Origin of the sequence: Loigolactobacillus binensis, from assembly GCF_005405165.1 — a bacterium.
GTDB classification, from domain to species: domain Bacteria; phylum Bacillota; class Bacilli; order Lactobacillales; family Lactobacillaceae; genus Loigolactobacillus; species Loigolactobacillus binensis.
The window spans coordinates 1-21,700 of sequence record NZ_BJDN01000032.1; the positions used below are offsets into that span (position 1 = coordinate 1).

The 21,700-nt window shown below is 42.1% G+C and carries 37 protein-coding genes; 2 read left to right on the forward strand and 35 right to left on the reverse strand.

The window, feature by feature from the left end:
• The first annotated feature begins 545 nt into the window (after nt 1-545).
• Both FFM78_RS11710 and FFM78_RS11715 read left to right on the forward strand, forming a co-directional pair.
• Nucleotides 546-773, forward strand: coding sequence for a helix-turn-helix domain-containing protein (locus FFM78_RS11710; RefSeq protein WP_223877070.1), 228 nt, complete (start codon nt 546-548; stop codon nt 771-773).
• Nucleotides 774-838: 65 nt separating this feature from the next.
• A complete protein-coding gene (locus FFM78_RS11715) occupies nt 839-2,083 on the forward strand; it encodes a site-specific integrase (protein WP_137638604.1) in 1,245 nt (414 codons plus the stop codon).
• 130 nt (nt 2,084-2,213) lie between these two features.
• Here the strand turns inward: FFM78_RS11715 and rpsI are convergent, their stop codons facing one another.
• The 35 genes from rpsI to rpsJ form a co-directional block, all read right to left on the reverse strand.
• Nucleotides 2,214-2,609: a 30S ribosomal protein S9 gene (rpsI, locus tag FFM78_RS11720; RefSeq protein WP_137638605.1), complete on the reverse strand. Its 396-nt coding sequence runs from the start codon at nt 2,607-2,609 to the stop codon at nt 2,214-2,216.
• 13 nt (nt 2,610-2,622) lie between these two features.
• Nucleotides 2,623-3,066, reverse strand: coding sequence for a 50S ribosomal protein L13 (gene rplM, locus FFM78_RS11725; RefSeq protein WP_137638606.1), 444 nt, complete (start codon nt 3,064-3,066; stop codon nt 2,623-2,625).
• A 153-nt stretch (nt 3,067-3,219) separates the two neighbouring features.
• Entirely contained in the window at nt 3,220-3,987 is a 768-nt protein-coding gene (gene truA / locus FFM78_RS11730; protein WP_137638607.1) for a tRNA pseudouridine(38-40) synthase TruA, read from the reverse strand.
• Between the two features lie 103 nt (nt 3,988-4,090).
• Nucleotides 4,091-4,888 (reverse strand): energy-coupling factor transporter transmembrane component T family protein, encoded by a 798-nt coding sequence (locus FFM78_RS11735; protein WP_137638608.1) that lies wholly within the window; start codon nt 4,886-4,888, stop codon nt 4,091-4,093.
• The gene (locus FFM78_RS11740; protein ID WP_137638609.1) at nt 4,878-5,759 is read right to left on the reverse strand and encodes an energy-coupling factor ABC transporter ATP-binding protein; all 882 of its coding nucleotides are present in this window, start codon (nt 5,757-5,759) and stop codon (nt 4,878-4,880) included. Before FFM78_RS11740 ends, FFM78_RS11735 begins: the two co-directional genes overlap by 11 nt.
• Nucleotides 5,735-6,580 (reverse strand): energy-coupling factor ABC transporter ATP-binding protein, encoded by an 846-nt coding sequence (locus tag FFM78_RS11745; RefSeq protein ID WP_137638610.1) that lies wholly within the window; start codon nt 6,578-6,580, stop codon nt 5,735-5,737. Before FFM78_RS11745 ends, FFM78_RS11740 begins: the two co-directional genes overlap by 25 nt.
• Before the next feature lie 327 nt (nt 6,581-6,907).
• Nucleotides 6,908-7,291, reverse strand: coding sequence for a 50S ribosomal protein L17 (gene rplQ / locus FFM78_RS11750; RefSeq protein WP_137638611.1), 384 nt, complete (start codon nt 7,289-7,291; stop codon nt 6,908-6,910).
• Nucleotides 7,292-7,324: 33 nt separating this feature from the next.
• Nucleotides 7,325-8,263, reverse strand: coding sequence for a DNA-directed RNA polymerase subunit alpha (locus tag FFM78_RS11755; RefSeq protein ID WP_003679363.1), 939 nt, complete (start codon nt 8,261-8,263; stop codon nt 7,325-7,327).
• An 83-nt stretch (nt 8,264-8,346) separates the two neighbouring features.
• Nucleotides 8,347-8,736, reverse strand: coding sequence for a 30S ribosomal protein S11 (rpsK, locus tag FFM78_RS11760; protein WP_137638612.1), 390 nt, complete (start codon nt 8,734-8,736; stop codon nt 8,347-8,349).
• A gap of 24 nt (nt 8,737-8,760) precedes the next feature.
• Nucleotides 8,761-9,126 carry a 30S ribosomal protein S13 gene (gene rpsM / locus FFM78_RS11765; protein WP_137638613.1) on the reverse strand — a complete coding sequence of 122 codons (366 nt, stop codon included), beginning with the start codon at nt 9,124-9,126 and terminating at the stop codon, nt 8,761-8,763.
• Between the two features lie 33 nt (nt 9,127-9,159).
• Nucleotides 9,160-9,276, reverse strand: coding sequence for a 50S ribosomal protein L36 (rpmJ, locus tag FFM78_RS11770; protein WP_125549740.1), 117 nt, complete (start codon nt 9,274-9,276; stop codon nt 9,160-9,162).
• A 51-nt stretch (nt 9,277-9,327) separates the two neighbouring features.
• Entirely contained in the window at nt 9,328-9,546 is a 219-nt protein-coding gene (infA, locus tag FFM78_RS11775; protein ID WP_010011755.1) for a translation initiation factor IF-1, read from the reverse strand.
• A 296-nt stretch (nt 9,547-9,842) separates the two neighbouring features.
• On the reverse strand, nt 9,843-10,502 hold the full coding sequence (locus tag FFM78_RS11780) for an adenylate kinase (RefSeq protein WP_137638614.1): 660 nt from the start codon (nt 10,500-10,502) through the stop codon (nt 9,843-9,845).
• Between the two features lie 64 nt (nt 10,503-10,566).
• The gene (gene secY / locus FFM78_RS11785; protein WP_137638615.1) at nt 10,567-11,865 is read right to left on the reverse strand and encodes a preprotein translocase subunit SecY; all 1,299 of its coding nucleotides are present in this window, start codon (nt 11,863-11,865) and stop codon (nt 10,567-10,569) included.
• Nucleotides 11,865-12,299 (reverse strand): 50S ribosomal protein L15, encoded by a 435-nt coding sequence (rplO, locus tag FFM78_RS11790; RefSeq protein WP_137638616.1) that lies wholly within the window; start codon nt 12,297-12,299, stop codon nt 11,865-11,867. The genes secY and rplO overlap by 1 nt, the downstream gene beginning before the upstream one ends.
• 33 nt (nt 12,300-12,332) lie before the next feature.
• The gene (gene rpmD / locus FFM78_RS11795; RefSeq protein WP_137638617.1) at nt 12,333-12,515 is read right to left on the reverse strand and encodes a 50S ribosomal protein L30; all 183 of its coding nucleotides are present in this window, start codon (nt 12,513-12,515) and stop codon (nt 12,333-12,335) included.
• Nucleotides 12,516-12,528: 13 nt separating this feature from the next.
• A complete protein-coding gene (gene rpsE, locus FFM78_RS11800; RefSeq protein WP_137638618.1) occupies nt 12,529-13,035 on the reverse strand; it encodes a 30S ribosomal protein S5 in 507 nt (168 codons plus the stop codon).
• Between the two features lie 21 nt (nt 13,036-13,056).
• Complete coding sequence (rplR, locus tag FFM78_RS11805) at nt 13,057-13,422, reverse strand: 50S ribosomal protein L18 (RefSeq protein ID WP_306438926.1); 366 nt, start codon at nt 13,420-13,422, stop codon at nt 13,057-13,059.
• Nucleotides 13,423-13,491: 69 nt separating this feature from the next.
• Nucleotides 13,492-14,028 (reverse strand): 50S ribosomal protein L6, encoded by a 537-nt coding sequence (gene rplF, locus FFM78_RS11810; protein WP_137638620.1) that lies wholly within the window; start codon nt 14,026-14,028, stop codon nt 13,492-13,494.
• Between the two features lie 29 nt (nt 14,029-14,057).
• A complete protein-coding gene (gene rpsH / locus FFM78_RS11815) occupies nt 14,058-14,456 on the reverse strand; it encodes a 30S ribosomal protein S8 (RefSeq protein WP_003679380.1) in 399 nt (132 codons plus the stop codon).
• A gap of 27 nt (nt 14,457-14,483) precedes the next feature.
• Complete coding sequence (locus FFM78_RS11820) at nt 14,484-14,669, reverse strand: type Z 30S ribosomal protein S14 (protein ID WP_010011761.1); 186 nt, start codon at nt 14,667-14,669, stop codon at nt 14,484-14,486.
• Nucleotides 14,670-14,686: 17 nt separating this feature from the next.
• The gene (rplE, locus tag FFM78_RS11825; protein ID WP_003679383.1) at nt 14,687-15,229 is read right to left on the reverse strand and encodes a 50S ribosomal protein L5; all 543 of its coding nucleotides are present in this window, start codon (nt 15,227-15,229) and stop codon (nt 14,687-14,689) included.
• Between the two features lie 26 nt (nt 15,230-15,255).
• Entirely contained in the window at nt 15,256-15,567 is a 312-nt protein-coding gene (gene rplX / locus FFM78_RS11830; RefSeq protein WP_137638621.1) for a 50S ribosomal protein L24, read from the reverse strand.
• Between the two features lie 28 nt (nt 15,568-15,595).
• Nucleotides 15,596-15,964 carry a 50S ribosomal protein L14 gene (gene rplN / locus FFM78_RS11835; protein ID WP_003679387.1) on the reverse strand — a complete coding sequence of 123 codons (369 nt, stop codon included), beginning with the start codon at nt 15,962-15,964 and terminating at the stop codon, nt 15,596-15,598.
• Between the two features lie 31 nt (nt 15,965-15,995).
• The gene (rpsQ, locus tag FFM78_RS11840) at nt 15,996-16,268 is read right to left on the reverse strand and encodes a 30S ribosomal protein S17 (RefSeq protein WP_137638622.1); all 273 of its coding nucleotides are present in this window, start codon (nt 16,266-16,268) and stop codon (nt 15,996-15,998) included.
• 33 nt (nt 16,269-16,301) lie between these two features.
• Nucleotides 16,302-16,499, reverse strand: a complete 198-nt coding sequence (gene rpmC / locus FFM78_RS11845; RefSeq protein ID WP_010011765.1) for a 50S ribosomal protein L29 — start codon at nt 16,497-16,499, stop codon at nt 16,302-16,304.
• Complete coding sequence (rplP, locus tag FFM78_RS11850) at nt 16,489-16,923, reverse strand: 50S ribosomal protein L16 (RefSeq protein ID WP_137638623.1); 435 nt, start codon at nt 16,921-16,923, stop codon at nt 16,489-16,491. Before rplP ends, rpmC begins: the two co-directional genes overlap by 11 nt.
• A 2-nt stretch (nt 16,924-16,925) precedes the next feature.
• Nucleotides 16,926-17,696: a 30S ribosomal protein S3 gene (gene rpsC, locus FFM78_RS11855; protein WP_137638624.1), complete on the reverse strand. Its 771-nt coding sequence runs from the start codon at nt 17,694-17,696 to the stop codon at nt 16,926-16,928.
• A gap of 13 nt (nt 17,697-17,709) precedes the next feature.
• Nucleotides 17,710-18,057: a 50S ribosomal protein L22 gene (gene rplV / locus FFM78_RS11860; RefSeq protein WP_010011767.1), complete on the reverse strand. Its 348-nt coding sequence runs from the start codon at nt 18,055-18,057 to the stop codon at nt 17,710-17,712.
• 19 nt (nt 18,058-18,076) lie between these two features.
• Complete coding sequence (gene rpsS / locus FFM78_RS11865) at nt 18,077-18,358, reverse strand: 30S ribosomal protein S19 (RefSeq protein ID WP_137638625.1); 282 nt, start codon at nt 18,356-18,358, stop codon at nt 18,077-18,079.
• Between the two features lie 120 nt (nt 18,359-18,478).
• Nucleotides 18,479-19,318 (reverse strand): 50S ribosomal protein L2, encoded by an 840-nt coding sequence (rplB, locus tag FFM78_RS11870; protein WP_137638626.1) that lies wholly within the window; start codon nt 19,316-19,318, stop codon nt 18,479-18,481.
• A gap of 34 nt (nt 19,319-19,352) precedes the next feature.
• On the reverse strand, nt 19,353-19,637 hold the full coding sequence (gene rplW / locus FFM78_RS11875) for a 50S ribosomal protein L23 (protein WP_137638627.1): 285 nt from the start codon (nt 19,635-19,637) through the stop codon (nt 19,353-19,355).
• On the reverse strand, nt 19,637-20,260 hold the full coding sequence (gene rplD, locus FFM78_RS11880) for a 50S ribosomal protein L4 (RefSeq protein WP_137638628.1): 624 nt from the start codon (nt 20,258-20,260) through the stop codon (nt 19,637-19,639). Before rplD ends, rplW begins: the two co-directional genes overlap by 1 nt.
• 21 nt (nt 20,261-20,281) lie before the next feature.
• Entirely contained in the window at nt 20,282-20,914 is a 633-nt protein-coding gene (gene rplC / locus FFM78_RS11885; protein ID WP_137638629.1) for a 50S ribosomal protein L3, read from the reverse strand.
• Between the two features lie 30 nt (nt 20,915-20,944).
• Nucleotides 20,945-21,253 (reverse strand): 30S ribosomal protein S10, encoded by a 309-nt coding sequence (gene rpsJ, locus FFM78_RS11890; protein WP_010011769.1) that lies wholly within the window; start codon nt 21,251-21,253, stop codon nt 20,945-20,947.
• Nucleotides 21,254-21,700 lie beyond the last annotated feature (447 nt).

The window sequence follows — 21,700 nt, forward strand, 5'->3', positions numbered from 1 at the left end:
AACACAGTTATTACTCCTTTTAAGTTTTGTCACTTATGAGTCTAACTGGGTTGGACTTTTTTGTTAAATTTCTAAATGTTACAAACTAGCACCACACGTATTTGTATGTATATAGTGAACAGGAAATATTACCTGTGAGTCCTTTGACAATTGAATATTGCTACCCTAACTTTCTTACTTTACTTGAACTGTTGATCCGTGGACGCCATGACCAAAACCGCGAGCGCCACCCACGCTTCAACTACGATTTCTAACTAATGATCGTACAAGTTAAGTAGATAATGATACTTCCGCGAGGCTCCCACGTAAGCAGGAGAGGTGCAATTCCTATGTCCGTTAGTGACGGAACTGGGTAGCAAGGTCTGACAGCACCATTAAATTGTTGCACTATTTTTTGAAAGGGAGTGAGACCAACACCCAACTTTTTTTAATTCTCCCCCATTAGTCATTCATACCTGATTGGAGATGATACTATCGCTACTTCAGAATTCACGATCACAATCAGTGATCAACAACAAGATAAACTACGTGCCGAAATCTATCAAATGATCATGGGTGAAGTCAAGCGAGTAAGGACTGATGCCGCCATTGGTACCCGCTATCTTAAGAAAAAGGATCTTTGTAATTACTTGCAAATTGCCAACAATACTTTAGATAGCTGGATGGCTCAGGGTCTACCATCGATCACAATTGGTGGCTGCATTCGCTTTGACCGTTCATCTGTTGATGATTGGTTAATAACTAGAGCTGACGAAATGAAGCATATGAGTTAAAATAACTTTGAAGCCTTACGTTCGCTCTGAAAAATTTCAATTAATTTTTTTGGAGGAATGTAGTTATGACTATTAGTAAAACCAAATCAGGAAGTTATCTTGTAGAAGTGCAATACCCAAAAAAGCTTAGACCATTTTTCGACAACAAACGCCGCTACAAGAAAACACTGCCAAGTCTCAAGACAGCTAAGATTCAAGAAGCCAATGTGTTGATGCAAATTGAACAGGTACGAAAGGATGATAGCCCGAGTTCATTAGAAACTAAAGGAGAAATGTTATTTAGCGATTTTTACCACAACGTCTTCATGGATATTTATGTTAAGGGTGCGACTGGGAGGACACGCGTTGTCCCTACAGTTGAGACAATCGATTATCAAAAATCAATTTTTAGACTTCACATTCTGCCGATGTTTGGTAATTACTCATTGAATTATCTGAACAATCATAAAGAAATTGTCATCAATGAATTGACGATGAAATCTGCCACTTTTAGCAATATTCGTAATATCAAGAGTTACACACGCCAAGTATTTGATCTCGCCGAAGCAATGGATTATATCGAATATAATCGCGTTGGTAAGGTTCTAAATATGGTTGCATCTCCTTACCATGACCAACTGAAAAAGCAGCGCCAAGCGAAAGGAGAAGCACTCACGGCGCAAGAGTTGCTCGACTGGCTCGAAGCACTAGAGGAAGACTATCAAGCTGGTAAAATCACGTTGATGCAGCATTTACTCTTCTTGCTAACTTTACACGTTGGTGACCGTAAGAGTGAAACCTATGGCTTACAGTGGCGTCATATTGACTTGAAAACTAATTCCCTGTTCATCATTCAAAGTCTTTCTAAATCTAAGAAGCTCAAAGACACTAAGGGCCATAAGTTCACTCAGCTAACTATTCCAGAAGAACTAGTTAGTGAGATTGCAGAATGGAAGGCACAGCAAGCCGAAGAGTTAGCGCAAATTGGAATTGAGCAAACACCTGACCAATTTGTATTCACGTATACCGATTTTCGTGGTCATATGAATGTTCCCTTACATTCCGACTATTTGAATTATCGAATCAAGTCGATCCATCATCGTCATCCAGAATTGGCTAAATTACACCCACACAAATTGCGTCACACTTTTGGTACACTTGCCCGTGAAGGTGGTGCTTCTCTTGAGGATATCTCCGAAGCACTCACTCATTCCGATTTAGCAACGACAAAAATTTACGTCAATACGCCGGATGTCATTTCCACCAAGGTGCATGAAATGTTCGTAAATCGACTAAAAAAAGAAAGTACAAAAAAACGCCAGATTATCTAATCTGACGTTCAACATTCTCATCGGGATAATATTTACCCCAAACCTTACCCCAAAGTTCAATTTTCTGAGCGAATTTTACCAATTGGGGTAAAAGTTAAAATCGTAATCAGGCTTGTTATAACGTGCCGGATTAACGCTTTGAGAACTGACTAGCCTTACGAGCTTTCTTCAAACCTGGCTTCTTCCGTTCCTTCATACGTGGGTCACGAGTTAAGAGCCCTGCGCGTTTTAATGGGCCACGGAAATCAGGGTCAACGTTTAATAGTGCCCGTGAAATACCATGACGAATTGCACCAGCTTGGCCAGAGAAGCCACCGCCGTTAACGTTAACAAGTGCATCGTAGCTATCATTAGTATCAGTGATACCAAATGGTTGTACCATGTCTTCGCGAATATTTGCAAATGGAATATAATCTGTTTGGTCTTTACCGTTGATCGTAATTTTACCAGTACCGGGTACTAAACGTACACGGGCAACTGAGTTTTTACGCCGGCCTGTACCAATATATTGAACTTTTTCTGCCAATTCATTTCCCTCCTTAAATTAGGTTTGTGATATCCAAAGTTTCTGGTTGTTGTGCAGCATTCTTGTGTTCAGGACCTGCGTAAACATGCAATTTCATAAATTGAGCATGACCCAAAGTGTTCTTTGGAAGCATCCCTTTGATGGATAATTCCAATAAACGAACAGGGTTCTTTTCACGCAATTCACCTGCAGAAATCTGCTTCAAACCGCCTGGATGAAGGGTATGATGATAGTAGATTTTATTAGCCGCTTTACGACCAGTTAAAAGTACTTTTTCTGCATTGATAATGATGACGTGGTCACCAGTATCAACGTTTGGTGTAAATGTTGGTTTGTTTTTACCGCGTAAGATAGAAGCCACAACTGTGGATAAACGGCCTAATGCAATATCAGTTGCATCGACAACGTACCATTTGTGTTCTACTTCGCCTGGTTTTGCTAAATATGTTGAGCGCACGTGTATTCCTCCATTTTTCTGTGTCTGTTTAAACACCAGTAAGTTTCCGGGGCTTATCGTGGGGTAAACAGTACCAGCTATAATCTTAACTATTTTCATGCAAACTGTCAATCAATTTCGTAATTATTTTCAGTAAAAACCGCCGTGGACCGCTTATTGGTCGGCAGGCCCATCACCGTAATAGACTTTTTTTAAATAAAGCCCACTGGCTGGTGCGGTGTAGCGTGCTTGCGTACGGTCCTTAACTTCATACAAACGTAAAATATCGTGGAGGGGCCGGCGACCATTACCAATTTCTAACACCACACCGACCATGATCCGCACCATATTATACAAGAAGCCATCACCATAGAATTCAAAAACCAGTTCACCGTTGTGCGGATCTTCGCTTACGCTAGCCGCGAAAATAGTACGAACTTTATTTTGAATACTGCCGCCGGAAGCCGCAAAACTACTAAAATCGTGGGTACCAATATAATCCCCGATCGCGGCCTCCATCTTACTAACATCTAAAGCATACTTCCAATGCCCAGTATAAAATCGCCGAAAAGGATTCGTATAATAGCCGCGACTGACCCGGTACACATAACGTTTACCGGTAGTATCGTAACGGGCATGAAAATCAGCAGTAGCGATCTGACAATCCTTGACAACAACGTCTAAAGGCAACAGGCTATTTAGCGCTTTAAGCATTGCCGTGGCTGGCATCATAAAAGGAAAATCAAAATGAACCACCTGGCCATACGCATGTACACCGGCATCTGTACGGCCCGAGCCGTTGACCACCAATCTAGTTGGTGATTTAGCAATCGTTTTGATCGCCTTTTCGATCACCCCCTGAACTGTTCGCTGCTTCAATTGCAGTTGAAAGCCAGCAAACTGAGTGCCATCGTAAGCCAATGTTACTTTATACCTTACCAAATTAGCCATTCCTCCCTAAAGTAGCAACTAATACCCTGCAAAGCAATAAAAAAGAGGCCCCAGCATAAGCCACCTTATGCCTAGCCTTTTTTTAATGCTGGATTTAAGCGCGTAACCAAACCAAAACGCCAGTCAACAGCGCAAAGGCAATAACAGTCCAAGTGTCACTCATATGCCAAGTTAGAATTCGGTACTTACTACGGCCTTCACCGCCCCGGTAACCACGCGCCTCCATGGCAGTAGCCAGATCTTCAGCCCGATTAAACGAACTGACAAACAACGGAATCAGCAAAGGTACAATTGCCCGCATTTGTTGGAAAAGGTTGCCTTCACCAAAATCAACACCGCGGGCCCGTTGTGCATTCATAATTTTTTCCGTTTCGTCCATCAATGTCGGCACAAAACGCAATGCGATCGACAACATTAAAGCAACTTCATAAACAGGAAAACGTACTACCCGTAATGGCTTTAAAATCGCCTCAATAGCGTCAGCCAAGGACAATGGCTGTGTGGTCAGCGTTAACAAGGTCGACATGAAAATAATCAACAAGAAACGCATAAAGATATAGATCCCGTTAACAATGCCATATTGAGACAACACGATCGGTCCCCATGACCAATAAGTCGTACCGCCACGAGTAAAAAATACCTGTAATAATACGGTAAATAGGATCAACCAGATCAAGGGACGCACACCACGAATGAAAAAACTCATTTTAATGCCGGATAGCCGAACTGCTAACATAGTAAAAATAAATAAACATAAATAGGTCGGCCAATTATTGGCCAAGAAAATAATCCCAATAAAATAGAAACTCAACAATAGCTTATTACGGGGATCAAGATGGTGAATCAAGGAATGACCCGGAATAAAACGGCCAAAAAGCAATTTATTCATCATGCTGTTGGTGCACCGCCTCTCCAGGTAATTGATCTAACAGCGCATCCGCTAACTCAGCTTCGGTTAACGGAATCTGACTAAATTTAAAGCCACGTTTTTGCAAAGCAGTCGCAAATTCCGCAGTTTCTGGTACCCCTAGCTGGCGTTCCTGTAACCAATTCACATCTTGAAAAACTGCACGTGGCGCGCCGACTTTGACTACTGTACCGTGTTCCATAACAATAACATGGTCAGCATAATTAGCGACATCTTCCATGTGATGTGTGATCAAAATAACTGTTAATTGCTGCTCACGGTGTAACCGTTCCACCATTCCCATGATATCCCGACGCCCAACTGGATCTAAGCCTGCTGTAGGTTCATCTAGAATCAATACTTCCGGTTCCATTGCTAAAACTCCAGCAATTGCGACCCGGCGCATTTGTCCACCAGAAAGATCGAATGGTGAACGGTCTGACAATTCCTGCGGTAAACCAACTAAATCTAGCATCCGCTGTGCCGTTTTTGTTGCATCTTCCGCCGCAACGCCAAAATTCATTGGTCCAAAAGCAATATCTTTGACCACCGTTTCCTCAAATAGCTGATTTTCAGGAAACTGAAAAACCATACCTACCTTTTTACGAATCGGCTTTAAATTTTTATTGTTGGTTGTGGGCGTGATCACACGGTCGCCAATCGTCACGGTTCCACTAGTCGGTTTAAGTAACGCATTTAAATGCTGAACCAAAGTCGATTTACCACTACCTGTATGGCCAATAATCGCCGTAAAGCTATGATCAGCGATCGTCAAATCAATATCATGCAACGCCTGGCTTTCAAATGGCGTTCCAGCTTGGTAAGTAAAGGCTACATTTTTAAATGTGATGTCCATAGCCAATCCACCAATCCTTCCTCAGTTAAATATTCGGTTGGAACTGCGGCCCCGCGTTTACGCAAGGCAGCCTTCAGCCGTTCAGCGTAGGGTACATCCAGGCCTAATTCAATCAAACGCTCGCCATACTGAAAAATTTCTGCCGGCGTCCCTGATTCTTTGATCTCGCCATCATCTAAAACAACGATTCGATTTGCATTGGCGGCTTCGTCAATATCATGTGTGATCGACAGCACCGTTAAATTCTCCTGTTCCTTTAACTCTTGGACCGTATTCAAGACCTCGATACGGCCATTCGGATCAAGCATACTAGTTGATTCATCTAAAATTATGATTTGCGGCTGCAAAGCAATGATCCCGGCAATAGCCACTCGTTGTTTCTGCCCACCAGATAAACGCGCCGGTTCTTTATCCGCAAAATCAGTCATACGCACCCGAGCCAAAGCATTCTTAACGCGGGTCAACATTTCATCCCGCGGTAGCCCAATATTTTCCAGACCAAACGCGACATCGTCTTCAACCGTTGCCCCTACAAATTGATTATCTGGGTTCTGAAAAACCATACCGATCTGACGGCGAATATCCCAAACGCTATCTTCAGTTAATTTCATACCTGCAACACGAATCGTGCCACTGTCCGCTGACAACGGTAACAGGCCATCCAACGACTTTGCCAGTGTGGACTTTCCGCTGCCATTATGGCCGATAATCGCAACCCACTCACCTTGTTCGATCGTCAAATTGACATCATTGAGCGCTGGGCGTCCTTCCGTTAGCGGATAACGGAAATTTAAATGTTCGACTTCAATTATTTTTGTCACAACAGTCACCTTTACCGTACTTTACTTTTTCTCAATGTTTCAATAATAGCATATTAAGCGCTTTTCGTGTATTTTTTTCGCGGAAGTCTAAAATTTATACAAAAAACCGGGCAGTAAATAGAATTACTTCCCGGTTATGATTTTAATTTTTAGCATAAGCCTCAAAAAACATTCGGATCAACAAAAAAAATCACATTCTAAAATGTGATCGAATACAAGATCCGCCAACCATCGAGCTAGACTTGGAAAAACAACTAACCAACATCATAACACTCTAGTCAAACATTTTAGAAGTGATCCGTTTTAATCCTGGTAATTTATCGACGCTTAGTCAACAAATTCTAAGACAACCATTGGTGCGCCATCGCCACGACGAGGCATTGTCTTATAGATCCGTGTGTAACCACCGTTACGTTCAGCATAACGTGGTGCAACATCACTAAACAATTTTTGCAAAGCTGTTTGAACAACAACTTTTTCGTCTTCTTCGCGAACGTCAGCAATTTCATCACGGATAAATGCAGCAGCTTGCCGACGAGCAGCTAACGTGCCTTTTTTACCTAAAGTGATCATCTTATCAGTTGTTGAACGTACTTCTTTAGCGCGAGCTTCAGTAGTCGTGATTGATTCGTTCATGATTAAATCAGTCGTCAAATCGCGTAGTAAAGCTTTACGTTGTGAACTTGTGCGACCTAATTTGCGGTAACTCATTAACGTGTTCCCTCCCTTGGTGGATTTAAGTGATTAATCTTCTTTACGTAATGAAAGGCCTAAATCAGTTAATTTAGCTTTAACCTCTTCCAAAGACTTACGTCCAAGGTTGCGGACCTTCATCATGTCAGCTTCGGTCTTATTAGTCAATTCCTGAACTGTATTAATCCCAGCACGTTTCAAACAGTTGTATGAACGTACGGATAAATCAAGTTCTTCAATTGTCATTTCCAGCATTTTTTCTTTATGGGTTTCTTCTTTTTCAACCATGATCTCAGCGTTTTTCGCTTCATCAGTTAAATTAACGAAGATATCCAAATGCTCGGTTAAAATCTTAGCTGCTAAACTAATTGCTTCTCGTGGACTAATAGAACCATTCGTCCAAACATCCAAAGTTAATTTATCAAAGTCATTCCGGCGACCAACACGGGTGCTTTCAACTTGATAATTAACGCGACTGATTGGGGTATAAATCGAATCGATTGGCAAAACACCGATCGGCATGTCGTCAACCTTATTACCATCAGCGGCAACGTAGCCACGACCTTTATGCGCAGTCATGCGAATGTGGAAGCGTCCACCTTCAGCAACTGTACAAATATACAGATCAGGATTTAAAATCTCAACGTCCCCATCAGCTTCAATGTCGCCAGCAGTAACCGTAGCTGGACCCTTAACGTCGATCTCTAATGTTTTATCATCGTCAGAATCCAACTTCAAAGCGAGTTTTTTGATGTTCAGGATAATTTGGGTAACGTCTTCCGTTACACCATCAATGGTTGAAAATTCATGTAAAACACCATCGATTTGAACACTCGTTACGGCTGCACCTGGTAATGAAGCCAACAGAATCCGCCGCAATGAATTACCTAAAGTTGTCCCATAACCGCGTTCTAACGGTTCAATGACAAACTTACCATAGTTTGTGCTTTCATCAACCTTGGCAATATTTGGTTTTTCAAATTCGATCATTTAGTTTCTTACCCCTTTCAAAACGAGAAGTGTCTTTGATGTTGTACGTTTCAGTTTTAAACTCAAAATGAAAAACGTACTCACTAAACACGACGGCGCTTCGGAGGACGAGACCCATTATGAGGAACTGGCGTTACATCGCGAATTGCGGTAATTTCCAAACCAGTTGCTTGCAATGAACGAATTGCTGCTTCACGACCTGAACCAGGACCCTTAACTGCAACTTCAACGGATTTCATACCATATTCCATTGAGGCCTTAGCAGCTGTTTCAGCTGCCATTTGTGCAGCAAACGGTGTTGATTTACGACTACCCTTAAAACCTAATGAACCAGCTGAAGCCCATGCAATTGCGTTCCCTTGGGGATCAGTGATCATGATCAAGGTATTGTTAAAAGTAGAATGAATATGTGCCACGCCAGACTCGATATTCTTCTTGACCCGACGACGACGTGTTGTTTTTTTATTTGCCATTAATTACTTACCTCCTTTAGCTAATTATTTTTTCTTACCGGCGATTGATGCTTTTTTGCCTTTACGAGTCCGTGCGTTGTTCTTGGTATTTTGACCACGAACAGGCAAGCCACGACGATGACGCATCCCACGATAAGAACCAATTTCTTGAAGACGCTTGATGTTCATGTTTACTTCACGGCGTAAGTCACCTTCGACCTTGACCTTATCAAGTTCAACACGGATCTTATCTTCTTGTTCTGGTGTGAGATCATCTTGACGAATAGTCTCATCGACACCAGCTGCAGCTAACACTTTCTTGGCAGTTGTGTTACCAACACCGTAAATGTAAGTTAACGCAATGACAATCTGTTTACCACGGGGTAAATCGATACCTTCAAAACGAGCCATTTAAATGACACCTCCATTAAATTGAATTAGTTTTTATCCTTGGCGTTGTTTATGCTTTGGATTAGCAGAACAAATGATCATGACACGACCCTTACGTTTGATAACGCGGCAATGTTCACACATCCGTTTTACTGATGGTCTTACTTTCATGACTAATACCTCCTAAGATAAAAGGCTAAACTTCCGGTCCTATACAAAATGCTATTTAAAGCGATAGGTAATGCGGCCGCGTGTTAAGTCGTATGGTGACAACTCAACAGTAACCCGATCACCCGGCAGGATCCGAATATAGTGCATTCTGATCTTACCAGAAACAGTCGCTAGAATTGTTGCCCCATTTTCAAGTTCTACCTTGAACATTGCATTTGGCAATGTATCAGTGACTTTTCCTTCGACCTCAATGACATCATCTTTCGCCACGCAGAAGTACCTCCTTAACTGATTACAGCTGATTCGTAAACGAACCGCTATGCTTCAACAACCAAATTAAACTGACTTGATCCATATTACCTAAACCGAGTGCGACTCACGTTAAGCCGTAAGTCACAACCGATTCAGACAAGTGCCCAATTCCATATAAAAATGGTGAGAGCACGTTGCACTCACCTTTTCGAATTTTAACTAGCCGATTATACCATAATCCGACCAGCTTGAAAAGATAACCTTGCTAATTATAGCAAAATGTTGTTAGTCACGCAAGCATCCGTAAATACTGCCTACTTATTAGCCAATGGCGTCAAGATCTTTTTGATGTCAGCAAAAACATCTTTAATATCCTGGTTACCATTAACGTTGAATAACAAATTCTTTTTACCATAAAAATCAAGTAGTGGCGTATTCATCTTTTCATTCACTGCCAAACGATTCTTGACAGTTTCGGGCTTGTCATCATCCCGTTGGAAGAAATCATGACCGCCACAACGATCGCATGTGCCAGCAACCTTCGTTGGATTGTAAAGCTTATGGTAAGTTGCGCCACAAGTTTTGCAGATAAACCGGCCGGTCAACCGTTCCATCAACGATGCTGGATCAACATCAATATTGATCACACCGTCAAGTGGCTTGTTTAAATCTGCTGTAATCTGTTCTAAGGCTTCGGCCTGGCTTAAATTCCGGGGGAAACCGTCGAGCAGATAGCCAACTTTCGTGTCGGCCGCTGCTAAACGATCTTTAACGATACCGTTAGTCACTTCATCAGGAACAAGTTCACCTTTGTCCATAAAAGACTTGGCCTTCTTACCCAATTCAGTTTCATCCTTCATCGCTGCCCGAAACATATCACCAGTGGAAATGTGCGGAATTTTATAAGTATCAACGATCTGCTCAGCTTGGGTCCCCTTACCAGCACCTGGTAAACCCATTAAAATCAAATTCATTAAGATGCGCTCCTTTTCGTCATATTGATAAGAAACGTGCTAAAGCTAGTGCTTCAACACGTTTCTAGCGGATAAAACCAACATAATGCCGTTTCATCATCAATCCTTCGATCTGACGAGCTGTGTCTAAGGCAACTCCGACGACGATCAGTAAACTAGTGCCACCTAATCCAATTGACTCCGGTAAACTCCAAATATTCTGTGCCAAGATCGGCAGCAATGCTACCAAACCTAAAAAGACAGAACCAACCGTTGATAAACGCATCAACGTTCCAGAGATGTATTTTTGGGTTGTTTTTCCTGGCCAAACGCTTGGAATATAGCTACCTTGCTTCTGCAAATTTTCCGCAACCTTTTCCGGATTGACTTGGACAAATGCGTAGAAGAAAGTAAAAACGATGATCAATACTGTATAGAGAATCGAACCAGGAATAGTTGTCATACTAAACAGATCAGTCAAAATCTTAAACCATTGGTCTTCGGAATGAGTGTTATTAAAATACTGTAAAATCGTGCCTGGTGTTGCAATAAATGAACTGGCAAAGATAACGGGAATAACCCCCGCAACGTTGACTTTTAATGGTAGGTAACTATTGTCGCCAGCATCCGTTACTCGACGTGTATAACGGATCGGAATTCGCCGTTCCGCTTGTTGCACATAGGTAACAAAAACCACAACAACAAAAATTGCGATCACCAACAAAACTGAATACAAGATATACATCCAGAATTGACTTTGGCTAGGATTCGTTGCAAACCATTGTTGGTAAACTTGATAAATCCCAGTTGGTAACCGTGCAATGATCCCAGCAAAGATGATCATTGAAATCCCATTGCCTAAGCCTTTGTCAGTGATCTGTTCACCCATCCAAGTAACCAGCATTGTGCCACCAGTCAGAATGACCCCGATCATAACAAAAGTCTGCCAATTAGGATTCTTGACCAGACCCAAACCACTTAAAGCGTTAAAGCCAGCAGTAATACCGATTGATTGCAAAAATGCCAAAACAATCGTCAGATAACGTGTTACTTGATTTAACTTACGTCGACCAACTTCCCCTTGTTTGCTCCACTCAACAAATTTGGGCACAATATCCATCTGCAAAAGTTGGATGACAATTTGTGCAGTGATGTATGGTGAAACCCCCATCGCAAAAATGGAATAATTCGTTAAACCACCACCACCGAACATGTTCAGCATGCTAACTAATCCGGACGAAGCAATCGATGTCAATGCCTTCGCATCAACACCGGGAACGGTAATATACGTCCCTAAACGGAAAATTAACAAAATTCCTAGCGTGAAAAGTATTCGATTACGAATATCTTTAACGCGCCAAGCATTTTTGATGGTCGACAGCATTAAATCACCTCAATTTTACCGCCAGCAGCTTCAACAGCCTGTTTAGCAGCAGCCGAAGCTTTGCTAACCTTAACTGTGACTTTTTTAGTGATTTCGCCGTTTGCTAATAATTTGATACCGGCCTTTTCGTTTTTGACAACACCAGATTCAACCAACAATGCTGGTGTAATATCTGTGCCTTCGTCAAACCGATTTAAGTCATTCAAACTAACAATAGCGTATTCTTTACGATTAATGTTCGAGAAACCACGTTTTGGCATACGACGGAACAATGGCATTTGGCCACCTTCGAAGCCCAAACGTACTTTACCACGAGCCTTTTGACCTTTTTGACCACGACCGGCTGTTTTACCATTACCGGATGAAGTCCCACGGCCAACTCGGTTACGAACATGACGCGAGCCTTCGCTTGCTTGTAATTCGTGTAATTTCATTGAGTTGGAGCACCTCCTTAATCTAAATAATTGTTACTTAACTTCTTCAACGTTAACCAAGTAACCAATTTTGAATAATTGGCCACGAACGGCTTCATTGTCAGGCAATGTGACTGTACTATTCACTTTAGTCAGGCCCATTGATTTAACAATTGCACGATGATTGGGAATACGATGTGCTGCACTACGCTTTAACGTGATCTTTAATTGTGCCATGAATTTCGCCCTCCTAGTTTTCTAATTGATCGACTGGAATGCCGCGAAGTTCAGCCACTTTTTCAGCACGACGCAAGGCTTTAAGACCTTCGATCGTTGCACGAACAACGTTGATCGGTGTATGTGAGCCTAAGAATTTACTTGTAACATCTTGGACACCAGCAAGTTCCATGATTGAACGAACGGCGCCACCAGCTGCAACACCAGAACCGGCAATAGCAGGTTTGATCAAGACACGGCCACCACCAAAACGACCGATAACTTCATGCGGTACAGTTGTGCCGACAATCGGTACTTCAATCAAGTTCTTCTTTGCATCTTCAACGGCTTTACGGATAGCTTCAGGAACTTCTTGAGCTTTACCGGTACCAAAGCCAACGTGTCCGTTCCGATCACCAACGATAACGATCGCAGCAAAACGCAAACGACGGCCACCTTTGACAACCTTTGTGACACGGTTGATGGATACAACATTGTCTTCCAAGTCTAACTTGTTTGGATCAATAAACGCTTTAGCCATAAATGGTTTTTCCTCCTTTTCCTAAAAATCTAATCCGTTTTCGCGTGCAGCTTCAGCTAAAGCTTGGACACGGCCATGGTACAAATAGCCGCCGCGATCGAAGACAACATTTTCATGACCAGCAGCAACGGCACGTTTAGCGATCAATTCGCCAACCGCTTTTGCAGCGTCAGTCTTAGAACTTGCTTCAACTTCTTTGTCCAATGTAGAGGCACTTGCTAGCGTCACACCCGCTACGTCATCAATTAATTGTGCGTAGATGTTTTTATTAGAACGGAAAACGTTCAAGCGTGGGCGCTCAGCAGTACCAGAGATCTTACCGCGGACACGTAAATGACGCTTTTGGCGTGTCTTATTCTTATCTGGTTTCGAAATCACAATGTTCACCTCTGTTAGTTAGATTATGCGGCAATTAACCGCGAATGATAGTTGCTAAATAGGCGTAACAGGCTAAAATTATTTACCTGTTTTACCTTCCTTACGACGAACATATTCGTCAACGTAACGAATACCTTTACCTTTATAAGGTTCAGGTGAACGGACGCTACGGATAACTGCGGCGAATTGGCCGACTTCTTGTTTACTGATACCTGAAACATTGATTTCAGTGTTAGAAGGAACTTCAAGACTAATGCCTTCTGGAGTTTCCATTTCAACTGGGTTGGAATAACCAACGTTTAAAATCAATTTCTTGCCTTGCAATTGGGCACGATAGCCGACACCAACCAATTGTAACTTCTTAGTGAAGCCATTGGAGACACCTTCCACCATGTTCGCCAAATTGGCCCGGGCTGTACCATGTAATTCACGGCTTTGTTTACCATGATCTGCACGTTCGAAACTGATCACATTATCTTTTTGTGTGATTGTGATCAACGGATTGAATTGACGAGTCAATTCACCTTTAGGACCTTTAACTGTGACGCTGTCACCAGTTTTAGTTACTGTTACCTTTTCAGGTACGTTAATTACTTTGTAACCGATACGACTCACGTGTTACACCTCCCTATTGTTTAGAATAATTACCAGATGTAGGCGAGTACTTCGCCACCGATATTCTTAGCCCGTGCTTCTTTATCAGTGAGAACACCTTCAGAAGTGGATAAGATTGCGATACCTAAGCCGTTTAAAACCTTAGGTACAGCATCAGCTTTGACGTAAGCACGTAAACCTGGTTTTGAAATACGTTTGAGGCCGGAAATAACACGTTCGTTATCTTTACCGTACTTCAAGAATACGCGGATGATGCCTTGTTTGTCATCTTCAACGGATTCGAAGTCGCGGATAAAACCTTCACGCTTCAAGATCTCTGAAATACTACGGAGCATATTAGATGCAGGTACTTCTAGTGACTCGTGGCGCACCATGTTGGCGTTACGAATACGAGTCAAGTAATCTGCGATTGGATCAGTCATGACCATTTAGTTTAACCTCCCTTTAAGTTAGATTTACCAGCTAGCTTTCTTTAAGCCAGGAATTTGACCAGCATGTGCCAATTCACGAAGGCAGATCCGGCATAAATGGAATTTACGATAAACTGAATGTGGACGACCACAACGCTCACAACGAGTATAAGCTTGTGATGAGAATTTAGCAGGACGTTGCTGCTTAGCGACCATTGATTTCTTAGCCAAGATATATTACCTCCCTATTATTTTGTGAATGGCATTCCGATTTGTGTCAGTAATTCGCGTGATTCTTCGTCAGTGTTAGCAGTTGTAACAATGACGATATCCATACCACGAACTTTATCAACCTGATCATAATCGATTTCTGGGAAAATCAATTGTTCCCGAACGCCTAATGTATAGTTACCACGACCGTCAAAAGACTTTGTGCTAACACCATGGAAATCACGGACACGAGGTAACGAAACGTTGATTAATTTATCTAAAAAGTCATACATACGTTCACCACGGAGCGTAACTTTAGTCCCGATTGCCATTCCTTCACGTAAACGGAAGCCGGCAATAGATTTTTTAGCTTTAGTGATGATTGGTTGTTGACCAGAAATCAGTTTTAATTCAGCAACTGCATTATCTAAGTTTTTAGCATTTGCAACTGCATCACCAACACCCATATTCAACACGATCTTCTCAACCTTTGGTGTTTGCATTACGGATGTGTAATTGAATTTTTCCATCATTGCTGGTGTAATTTCTTTTACGTATCTTTCTTTTAAACGATTAGCCATTGAACGATTTTCCTCCTTTCAATTAATTATTTATCGATAACTTCTCCAGATTTTTTGGAGACACGTACTTTTTTACCATCGACAACTTTATAACCGACACGAGTTGGTTCGTTAGTAGATGGATCGATCAACATAACGTTAGAGATATGGATCGGTGCATTAGCGTCAACAATACCGCCTTGTGGGTTAGTGTTAGTTGCTTTTTGATGCTTTTTGATCGCATGTACGCCTTCAACGATGACTTGGTCAGTTTTAGGTAATGCTTTAGTTACAGTACCTTCCTTGCCCTTATCTTTACCGCTGATGACACGAACTTTATCGCCAGTTTTTACGAACATGGTTGAACCTCCTTTGCAGATTGTTTGCTTACAATACTTCTGGTGCCAAAGAAACAATCTTCATGAAGTTGTTGTCACGTAATTCACGGGCAACAGGTCCAAAGATACGTGTTCCTCTTGGGCTCTTATCAGCATTGATGATAACAGCTGCGTTTTCATCAAATTTGATGTAAGAACCATCTGGGCGATGTGCACCTGACTTCGTACGAACGATGACTGCTTTAACAACGTCACCTTTTTTGACAACGCCACCTGGTGTTGCTTGTTTAACCGTTGCAACAATAATATCACCGATATTTGCTGTTTTAACTCGTGAACCGCCTAAAATTTTGATGGTTAAAATCTCACGAGCACCAGAATTATCAGCGACTTTTAAACGACTTTCTTGTTGGATCACGGAAAAGCCCTCCTCTCGTTAATAATTCAGTTTATAGAATAACTGCCTTTTCTACGACCTTGATTAAACGGAAACGTTTTTTAGCAGACAACGGACGAGTTTCCATAATTTGGACGATATCGCCAGTTTTTGCTTCATTGTTTTCGTCGTGAGCGTAGTACTTCTTAGTATAACGAATTCGCTTGCCGTAAGTACTGTGCTGCTTAGTCGTTTCGACCGCAACTGTGATCGTTTTATCCATTTTATCGGATACGACACGGCCTTGGATGACTTTACGTGCGTTACGTGTTTCTTTTTCGCTCAAAATGTTTGACCTCCTTTAATCTATGCTCTGCTATTAGCCTTGGTTTAATTCTTGTTGACGTAAAACAGTCTTGATGCGAGCAATATTTTTACGTACTTGTTTTAAACGCGCAGTGTTTTCTAATTGACCAGTAGCCAATTGGAAACGAAGATTAAAAAGTTCTTCTTTATATTCTTTTTCGCGGTCAAGCATTTCAGCAGTGGTTAAGTCTTTAATTTCTTTAGCCTTCATTTGATTCGCCACCTACTTCCTCACGTGCTACGATCTTAGTCCGAACGGGTAATTTGTTCGCAGCTAAGCGTAAGGCTTCACGTGCAACTTCTTCCGGAACACCGGCTACTTCAAACATCACTTTTTGACGTTTAACAACGGCTACCCAGCCAGCTGGTGTACCTTTCCCGGAACCCATACGAGTACCGATACCTTTTTCAGTATATGATTTATGCGGGAAGATACGAATCCATACTTTCCCACCACGTTTCATATAACGTGTGATCGCAACACGGGCTGCTTCGATCTGACGGTTAGAGATCCAAGAAGAATCTAAAGCTTTCAAACCATATTCACCAAAATCGACGTTTTTGCCGCCTTTGGCTTCGCCACGCATCTTGCCACGAAATTCACGACGATGCTTTACACGCTTTGGTACTAACATGTTTAGTTTCCTCCTTTCGCTCCATTGTTGCGGTTATTGTTGCGGTTACCACCACGGTTGTTATTACCACGGTTGCCACCACGACCGCGACTATTGCGGTTATTTTGAGCCGGAATGTTATCCCGAATTGAATCACCATGTGTTTCACCTGGTAAGATGTCGCCACGATAGATCCAAGTTTTAACGCCTAATTTACCATAAGTGGTAACGGCTTCGTCCCATGAATAATCAATATCTGCACGTAAGGTATGCAATGGCACTGTGCCATCAGAATACATTTCTTTACGGGCAATATCTGCACCGTTCAAACGGCCAGAAACCATGGTTTTAATACCATGAGCACCGGCACGCATTGTACGTTGAATGGCTTGTTTCATGGCACGACGGAAAGCGACACGCGCTTCAAGTTGTTGTGCAATACTTTCACCAACTAATTCAGCATCAAGATCAGGTTGTTTGATTTCAACAATATTGATGTGAACCCGTTTGCCGGTTAAGTTGTTTAATTGTTTACGCAAGTTTTCAACTTCAGAACCGCCTTTACCAATAACCATACCTGGTTTTGCAGTGTGAATTGAAACGTTAACACGGTTAGCAGCACGTTCGATCTCTACTTTTGATACGGAAGCATCTGCTAAGCGTTTTTCGATAAAGCTACGGACTTTTAAATCTTCATTTAAAAGTGTACCGAAATCTTTTTCAGCGTACCATTTGGCTTCCCAATCACGGGAAATACCAACTCGTAAACCGATTGGATTAATTTTTTGACCCACGCGTTATCCCTCCTTATTTTTCAGATACGACGACTGTGATGTGGCTGGTCCGTTTGTTGATCGGTGAAGCAGAACCTTTGGCACGAGGACGGAAACGTTTCAGAGTTGGTCCTTCGTTAACAAAAGCTTCGCTAACTACCAAGCTTTCAGCATCCAAGTCGAAGTTATTTTCGGCGTTAGCAATTGCTGAGTTTAAAACCTTAGCAATAATTGGTGAAGCGCCTCTTGGGGTGAATTTAAGAATTGCAATTGCTTCAGCAACACTCTTTCCACGGATTAAGTCCATTACTAAGCGAGCTTTCCGAGGAGCGATCCGTACTGTTTTAGCAACGGCACGTGCTGATGTAATTTGTTCTGACATTTAATGATCCTCCTCTCGCTTATTTTGCAGTGGTCTTACGGTCATCAGATCCGTGACCATGGAATGTCCGCGTTGGGACAAATTCGCCTAATTTATGGCCGACCATATCATCTTGCACATAAACTGGGACGTGTTTCCGTCCATCATATACGGCAATAGTGTAACCAATAAAACTTGGGAAAATCGTCGAACGACGTGACCAAGTTTTAATAACGGTCTTCTTGTCTTGATCAGCTTGTGCAGCGATCTTTTTCAATAAATGGTCATCAGCGAATGGTCCTTTTTTTAAGCTTCGGCTCATTATGAAACCTCCTTTTCATAAGTCAGGTCAAGTTGGAAAAATAATACAGGCTGACTTGCATATGCAGATGTCCTCCTGCAATTAGCAGAAGGGCTCCGGCGTAACTGATTTATTTTAGAATTAATGTTTGCCCCGTTTACGGCCACGAACAATGAATTTCGATGATTGTTTGCGCTTGTTACGAGTCTTCTTACCAAGGGTTTTCTTACCCCATGGTGATAATGGTGACGGCCGGCCGATTGGCGCTTTACCTTCACCACCACCGTGTGGATGGTCGTTAGGGTTCATTACAGAACCACGAACAGTAGGACGGATACCCATCCAGCGTTTACGACCTGCTTTACCGATATTGATCAACTCATGTTGTTCATTACCAACAGCACCGATCGTTGCCCGGTTAACTTGTAAGATCATGCGAACTTCGCCTGAACCTAAGCGTACCAAAGCATATTTGCCTTCTTTACCCAAGATCTGAGCTGAAGCACCGGCCGAGCGAACTAATTGTGCACCATGGCCAGGCTTTAATTCAATATTATGGATAATTGTACCAACTGGGATATCAGCAAGTGCTAAAGCATTACCAACTTTGATGTCGGCATCTTTACCGGATTGAACCTGCATGCCAACTTCTAATCCTTTTGGTGCAATGATGTATGTTTTAACACCATCTGTGTATTGTAATAACGCAATGTTAGCCGAACGATTTGGATCGTATTCAATAGCTTTAACGATTGCAGGTACATTATCTTTTTGGCGCTTGAAGTCGATCACACGGTATTGGCGCTTGTGACCGCCGGCGCGATGACGAACTGTGATATGGCCATGAGCATTACGGCCCGCAGTTTTTGTCATATATTCGGTTAATGACTTTTCAGGCTTGGTTTTGGTGATTTCAGCAAAATCAGAGCCAGTCATATTCCGCCGACCGTTTGTCGTCGGTTTGTATTTTCTAATCGCCACGCGTTTCCCCTCCTAGAATCAATTTATAATTGATTTATTTTTCGAAAATTGTGATTTCTTTTGAATCGTCAGTCAAAGCAACAACGGCTTTACGACGTTTCTTCGTCATGCCAGCGTAACGACCTTGGCGTTTCAGTTTGCCACGTACGTTTGCAATGTTGACATTTTTAACTTTAACGTCGAAGATTTCTTCGATCGCGTACTTGACCTGAGTCTTGTTAGCGCGAACGTCAACTTCAAACGTATATTTTTTGTCGTCCATCAAACTAGTTGATTGTTCAGTGATCCATGGACGTAAAATTACTTCGCGTGCTTCCATTATGCAAGAGCCTCCTCTACTTGAGAAAGAGCAGCTTGAGTCAGGATCAATTTATCGTTAGCTACGACATCAAGCACGTTGATACCATCTGCAGAGACCACAGATACGTTTGGCAAGTTACGTGCAGCAAGTGCAGCTTGATCGTTACCATCTTCAAGAACTACTAATGCTTTAGTTTGTACGTCTAAGCTCTTAAGGCTTTCTGCAAAAAGTTTTGTTTTAGGTTGTTCGAAGCTGAATGCATCAACAACGATGATGTTACCATCAATCACTTTTTGGGAAAGAACGGACTTAATTGCTAAGCGACGTACCTTCTTCGGTAATTTATAGCTATATGAACGTGGTGTAGGACCAAAGACAATACCACCGCCACGCCATTGTGGTGAACGGATCGAGCCTTGACGAGCACGGCCTGTACCTTTTTGACGCCATGGTTTGCGGCCACCACCGCGAACAGCACTCCGGTTTTTAACCGCATGAGTACCTTGGCGTAATGATGCACGTTGCATGATGATTGCATCAAAAACAACGTTATCGTTAGGGGCAATACCAAAAATTTCATCGTTCAATTGAACGTCGCCATTTTGGCTGCCATCTTGTTTGTATAATGCTACATTTGGCATTTGTAATCCTCCCTTCCTGATTTATTTAGCTGCTTTAACAGCATCTTTGATCGTAATTAATGACTTCTTAGCACCAGGGACATTACCCTTGATCAAGATCACATTACGGTCTGTATCAACACGAACGACTTCTAAGTTTTGAATGGTAACGGTATTGTTACCCATGCGGCCTGGTAGTTGTTTTCCTGGGAATACCCGGTTAATGATCGCACCTAATGAACCAGGACGACGATGGTAACGAGAACCATGCGCCATAGGTCCACGATGTTGGTTATTCTTCTTGATAACACCTTGGAAACCATGACCTTTTGTTGTACCCGTGACGTCGACGATTTCGCCAGCCTCGAATGTATCAACTTTGATTTCATCGCCGACCTTGATAGCTCCTAAGTCTACATCGCGAAATTCTCGAATGAAGCGCTTAGGAGTCGTATTTGCTTTTGCAACATGACCCTTAGCAGGTTTGTTTGATAAAACTTCACGCTTGTCCTGAAAACCGACTTGAACAGCTTCGTAACCGTCAGTTTCTGGTGTTTTTACTTGCAATACCACGTTAGGTGTTGCGAGAATAACAGTAACTGGGATCAATTCGCCATTGTCAGTGAAGACTTGCGTCATACCTACTTTTGTTCCTAAGATTCCTTTTCTGGTCATGAGTACACCTCCAATTTAATTGTATTTGAACTATAATTTAATTTCGATATCCACACCACTTGGTAAGTCTAACTTCATCAAAGCGTCAACCGTTTTAGGTGTTGGATTGATGATGTCGATCAAACGTTTGTGGGTGCGCATTTCAAATTGTTCACGTGAATCCTTAAACTTATGTGTTGCCCGGATAACGGTATATAGTGTCCGTTCCGTTGGCAACGGAATTGGACCAGAGATCGTAGCACCTGTCCGTTTTGCTGTCTCGACAATCTTTTCAGCAGATTGATCTAAGATACGATGTTCGTAAGCCTTTAGGCGAATGCGAATCTTTTGTTTTGCCATGTTTTTTCCCTCCTTCGTTCATTTTAAAAATAAACTAGCTCCGTGAAAATTCCCAATACACTCTGCCATGGCAAAGCGGCCGGGTGTGTCGCAACCTTCCACATCATTGCTAATTCTAGGTTTCCCTAGGGGCTGTCTTTCTTAGAAATCAGCACCTTGTCTATTATACGAGAAGACACTTGGTACTGCAAGCTTTTTTTGAAAAAAGCTTACGCTTACCAACACTTGATTTCAGCAGATAACACAACAAAAAGTATCATACAACGTTTCACGTCCTAAAAGCAATATTTTTTGTTTATAGTTAATGCTGGCCTGGCAAATTTAATCTAAAGTTACTATATAATATGGTGTATTCCATTAATCGATCACCGAGGCACTGACTTATACTAGCTACCACACAGCACAACTGATCAGGCTTACTATGATCTAATTGCGTAAATCATTTTA

Coding starts and splice junctions, on each gene's coding strand:
- FFM78_RS11755 (WP_003679363.1), bottom strand. CDS start 8,263: ATGATCGAATTTGAAAAACCAAATATTGCCAAGGTTGATGAAAGCACA.
- FFM78_RS11780 (WP_137638614.1), bottom strand. CDS start 10,502: ATGAATTTGATTTTAATGGGTTTACCAGGTGCTGGTAAGGGGACCCAA.
- rplQ (WP_137638611.1), bottom strand. CDS start 7,291: ATGAGTTACCGCAAATTAGGTCGCACAAGTTCACAACGTAAAGCTTTA.
- rpsE (WP_137638618.1), bottom strand. CDS start 13,035: ATGGCTAAAGCGTTTATTGATCCAAACAAGTTAGACTTGGAAGACAAT.
- FFM78_RS11715 (WP_137638604.1), top strand. CDS start 839: ATGACTATTAGTAAAACCAAATCAGGAAGTTATCTTGTAGAAGTGCAA.
- rplW (WP_137638627.1), bottom strand. CDS start 19,637: ATGGAAGCACGCGAAGTAATTTTACGTCCATGGATCACTGAACAATCA.
- rpsK (WP_137638612.1), bottom strand. CDS start 8,736: ATGGCAAATAAAAAAACAACACGTCGTCGTCGGGTCAAGAAGAATATC.
- rpsS (WP_137638625.1), bottom strand. CDS start 18,358: ATGAGCCGAAGCTTAAAAAAAGGACCATTCGCTGATGACCATTTATTG.
- rplE (WP_003679383.1), bottom strand. CDS start 15,229: ATGGCTAATCGTTTAAAAGAAAGATACGTAAAAGAAATTACACCAGCA.
- rpsH (WP_003679380.1), bottom strand. CDS start 14,456: ATGGTCATGACTGATCCAATCGCAGATTACTTGACTCGTATTCGTAAC.
- rplC (WP_137638629.1), bottom strand. CDS start 20,914: ATGACCAGAAAAGGAATCTTAGGAACAAAAGTAGGTATGACGCAAGTC.
- rpsM (WP_137638613.1), bottom strand. CDS start 9,126: ATGGCTCGTTTTGAAGGTATCGATTTACCCCGTGGTAAACAGATTGTC.
- rpmJ (WP_125549740.1), bottom strand. CDS start 9,276: ATGAAAGTAAGACCATCAGTAAAACGGATGTGTGAACATTGCCGCGTT.
- rplO (WP_137638616.1), bottom strand. CDS start 12,299: ATGAAATTACACGAATTACAAGCAAGCGAAGGCTCGCGTCATGTTCGT.
- rpmC (WP_010011765.1), bottom strand. CDS start 16,499: ATGAAGGCTAAAGAAATTAAAGACTTAACCACTGCTGAAATGCTTGAC.
- rplP (WP_137638623.1), bottom strand. CDS start 16,923: ATGTTAGTACCAAAGCGTGTAAAGCATCGTCGTGAATTTCGTGGCAAG.
- FFM78_RS11710 (WP_223877070.1), top strand. CDS start 546: ATGATCATGGGTGAAGTCAAGCGAGTAAGGACTGATGCCGCCATTGGT.
- FFM78_RS11735 (WP_137638608.1), bottom strand. CDS start 4,888: ATGATGAATAAATTGCTTTTTGGCCGTTTTATTCCGGGTCATTCCTTG.
- FFM78_RS11740 (WP_137638609.1), bottom strand. CDS start 5,759: ATGGACATCACATTTAAAAATGTAGCCTTTACTTACCAAGCTGGAACG.
- rplD (WP_137638628.1), bottom strand. CDS start 20,260: ATGCCAAATGTAGCATTATACAAACAAGATGGCAGCCAAAATGGCGAC.
- rplV (WP_010011767.1), bottom strand. CDS start 18,057: ATGTCAGAACAAATTACATCAGCACGTGCCGTTGCTAAAACAGTACGG.
- rplX (WP_137638621.1), bottom strand. CDS start 15,567: ATGTTCGTAAAAACTGGCGATAAAGTTCGTGTCATCAGCGGTAAAGAT.
- rpsJ (WP_010011769.1), bottom strand. CDS start 21,253: ATGGCAAAACAAAAGATTCGCATTCGCCTAAAGGCTTACGAACATCGT.
- secY (WP_137638615.1), bottom strand. CDS start 11,865: ATGCTGTCGACCATCAAAAATGCTTGGCGCGTTAAAGATATTCGTAAT.
- rpmD (WP_137638617.1), bottom strand. CDS start 12,515: ATGGCACAATTAAAGATCACGTTAAAGCGTAGTGCAGCACATCGTATT.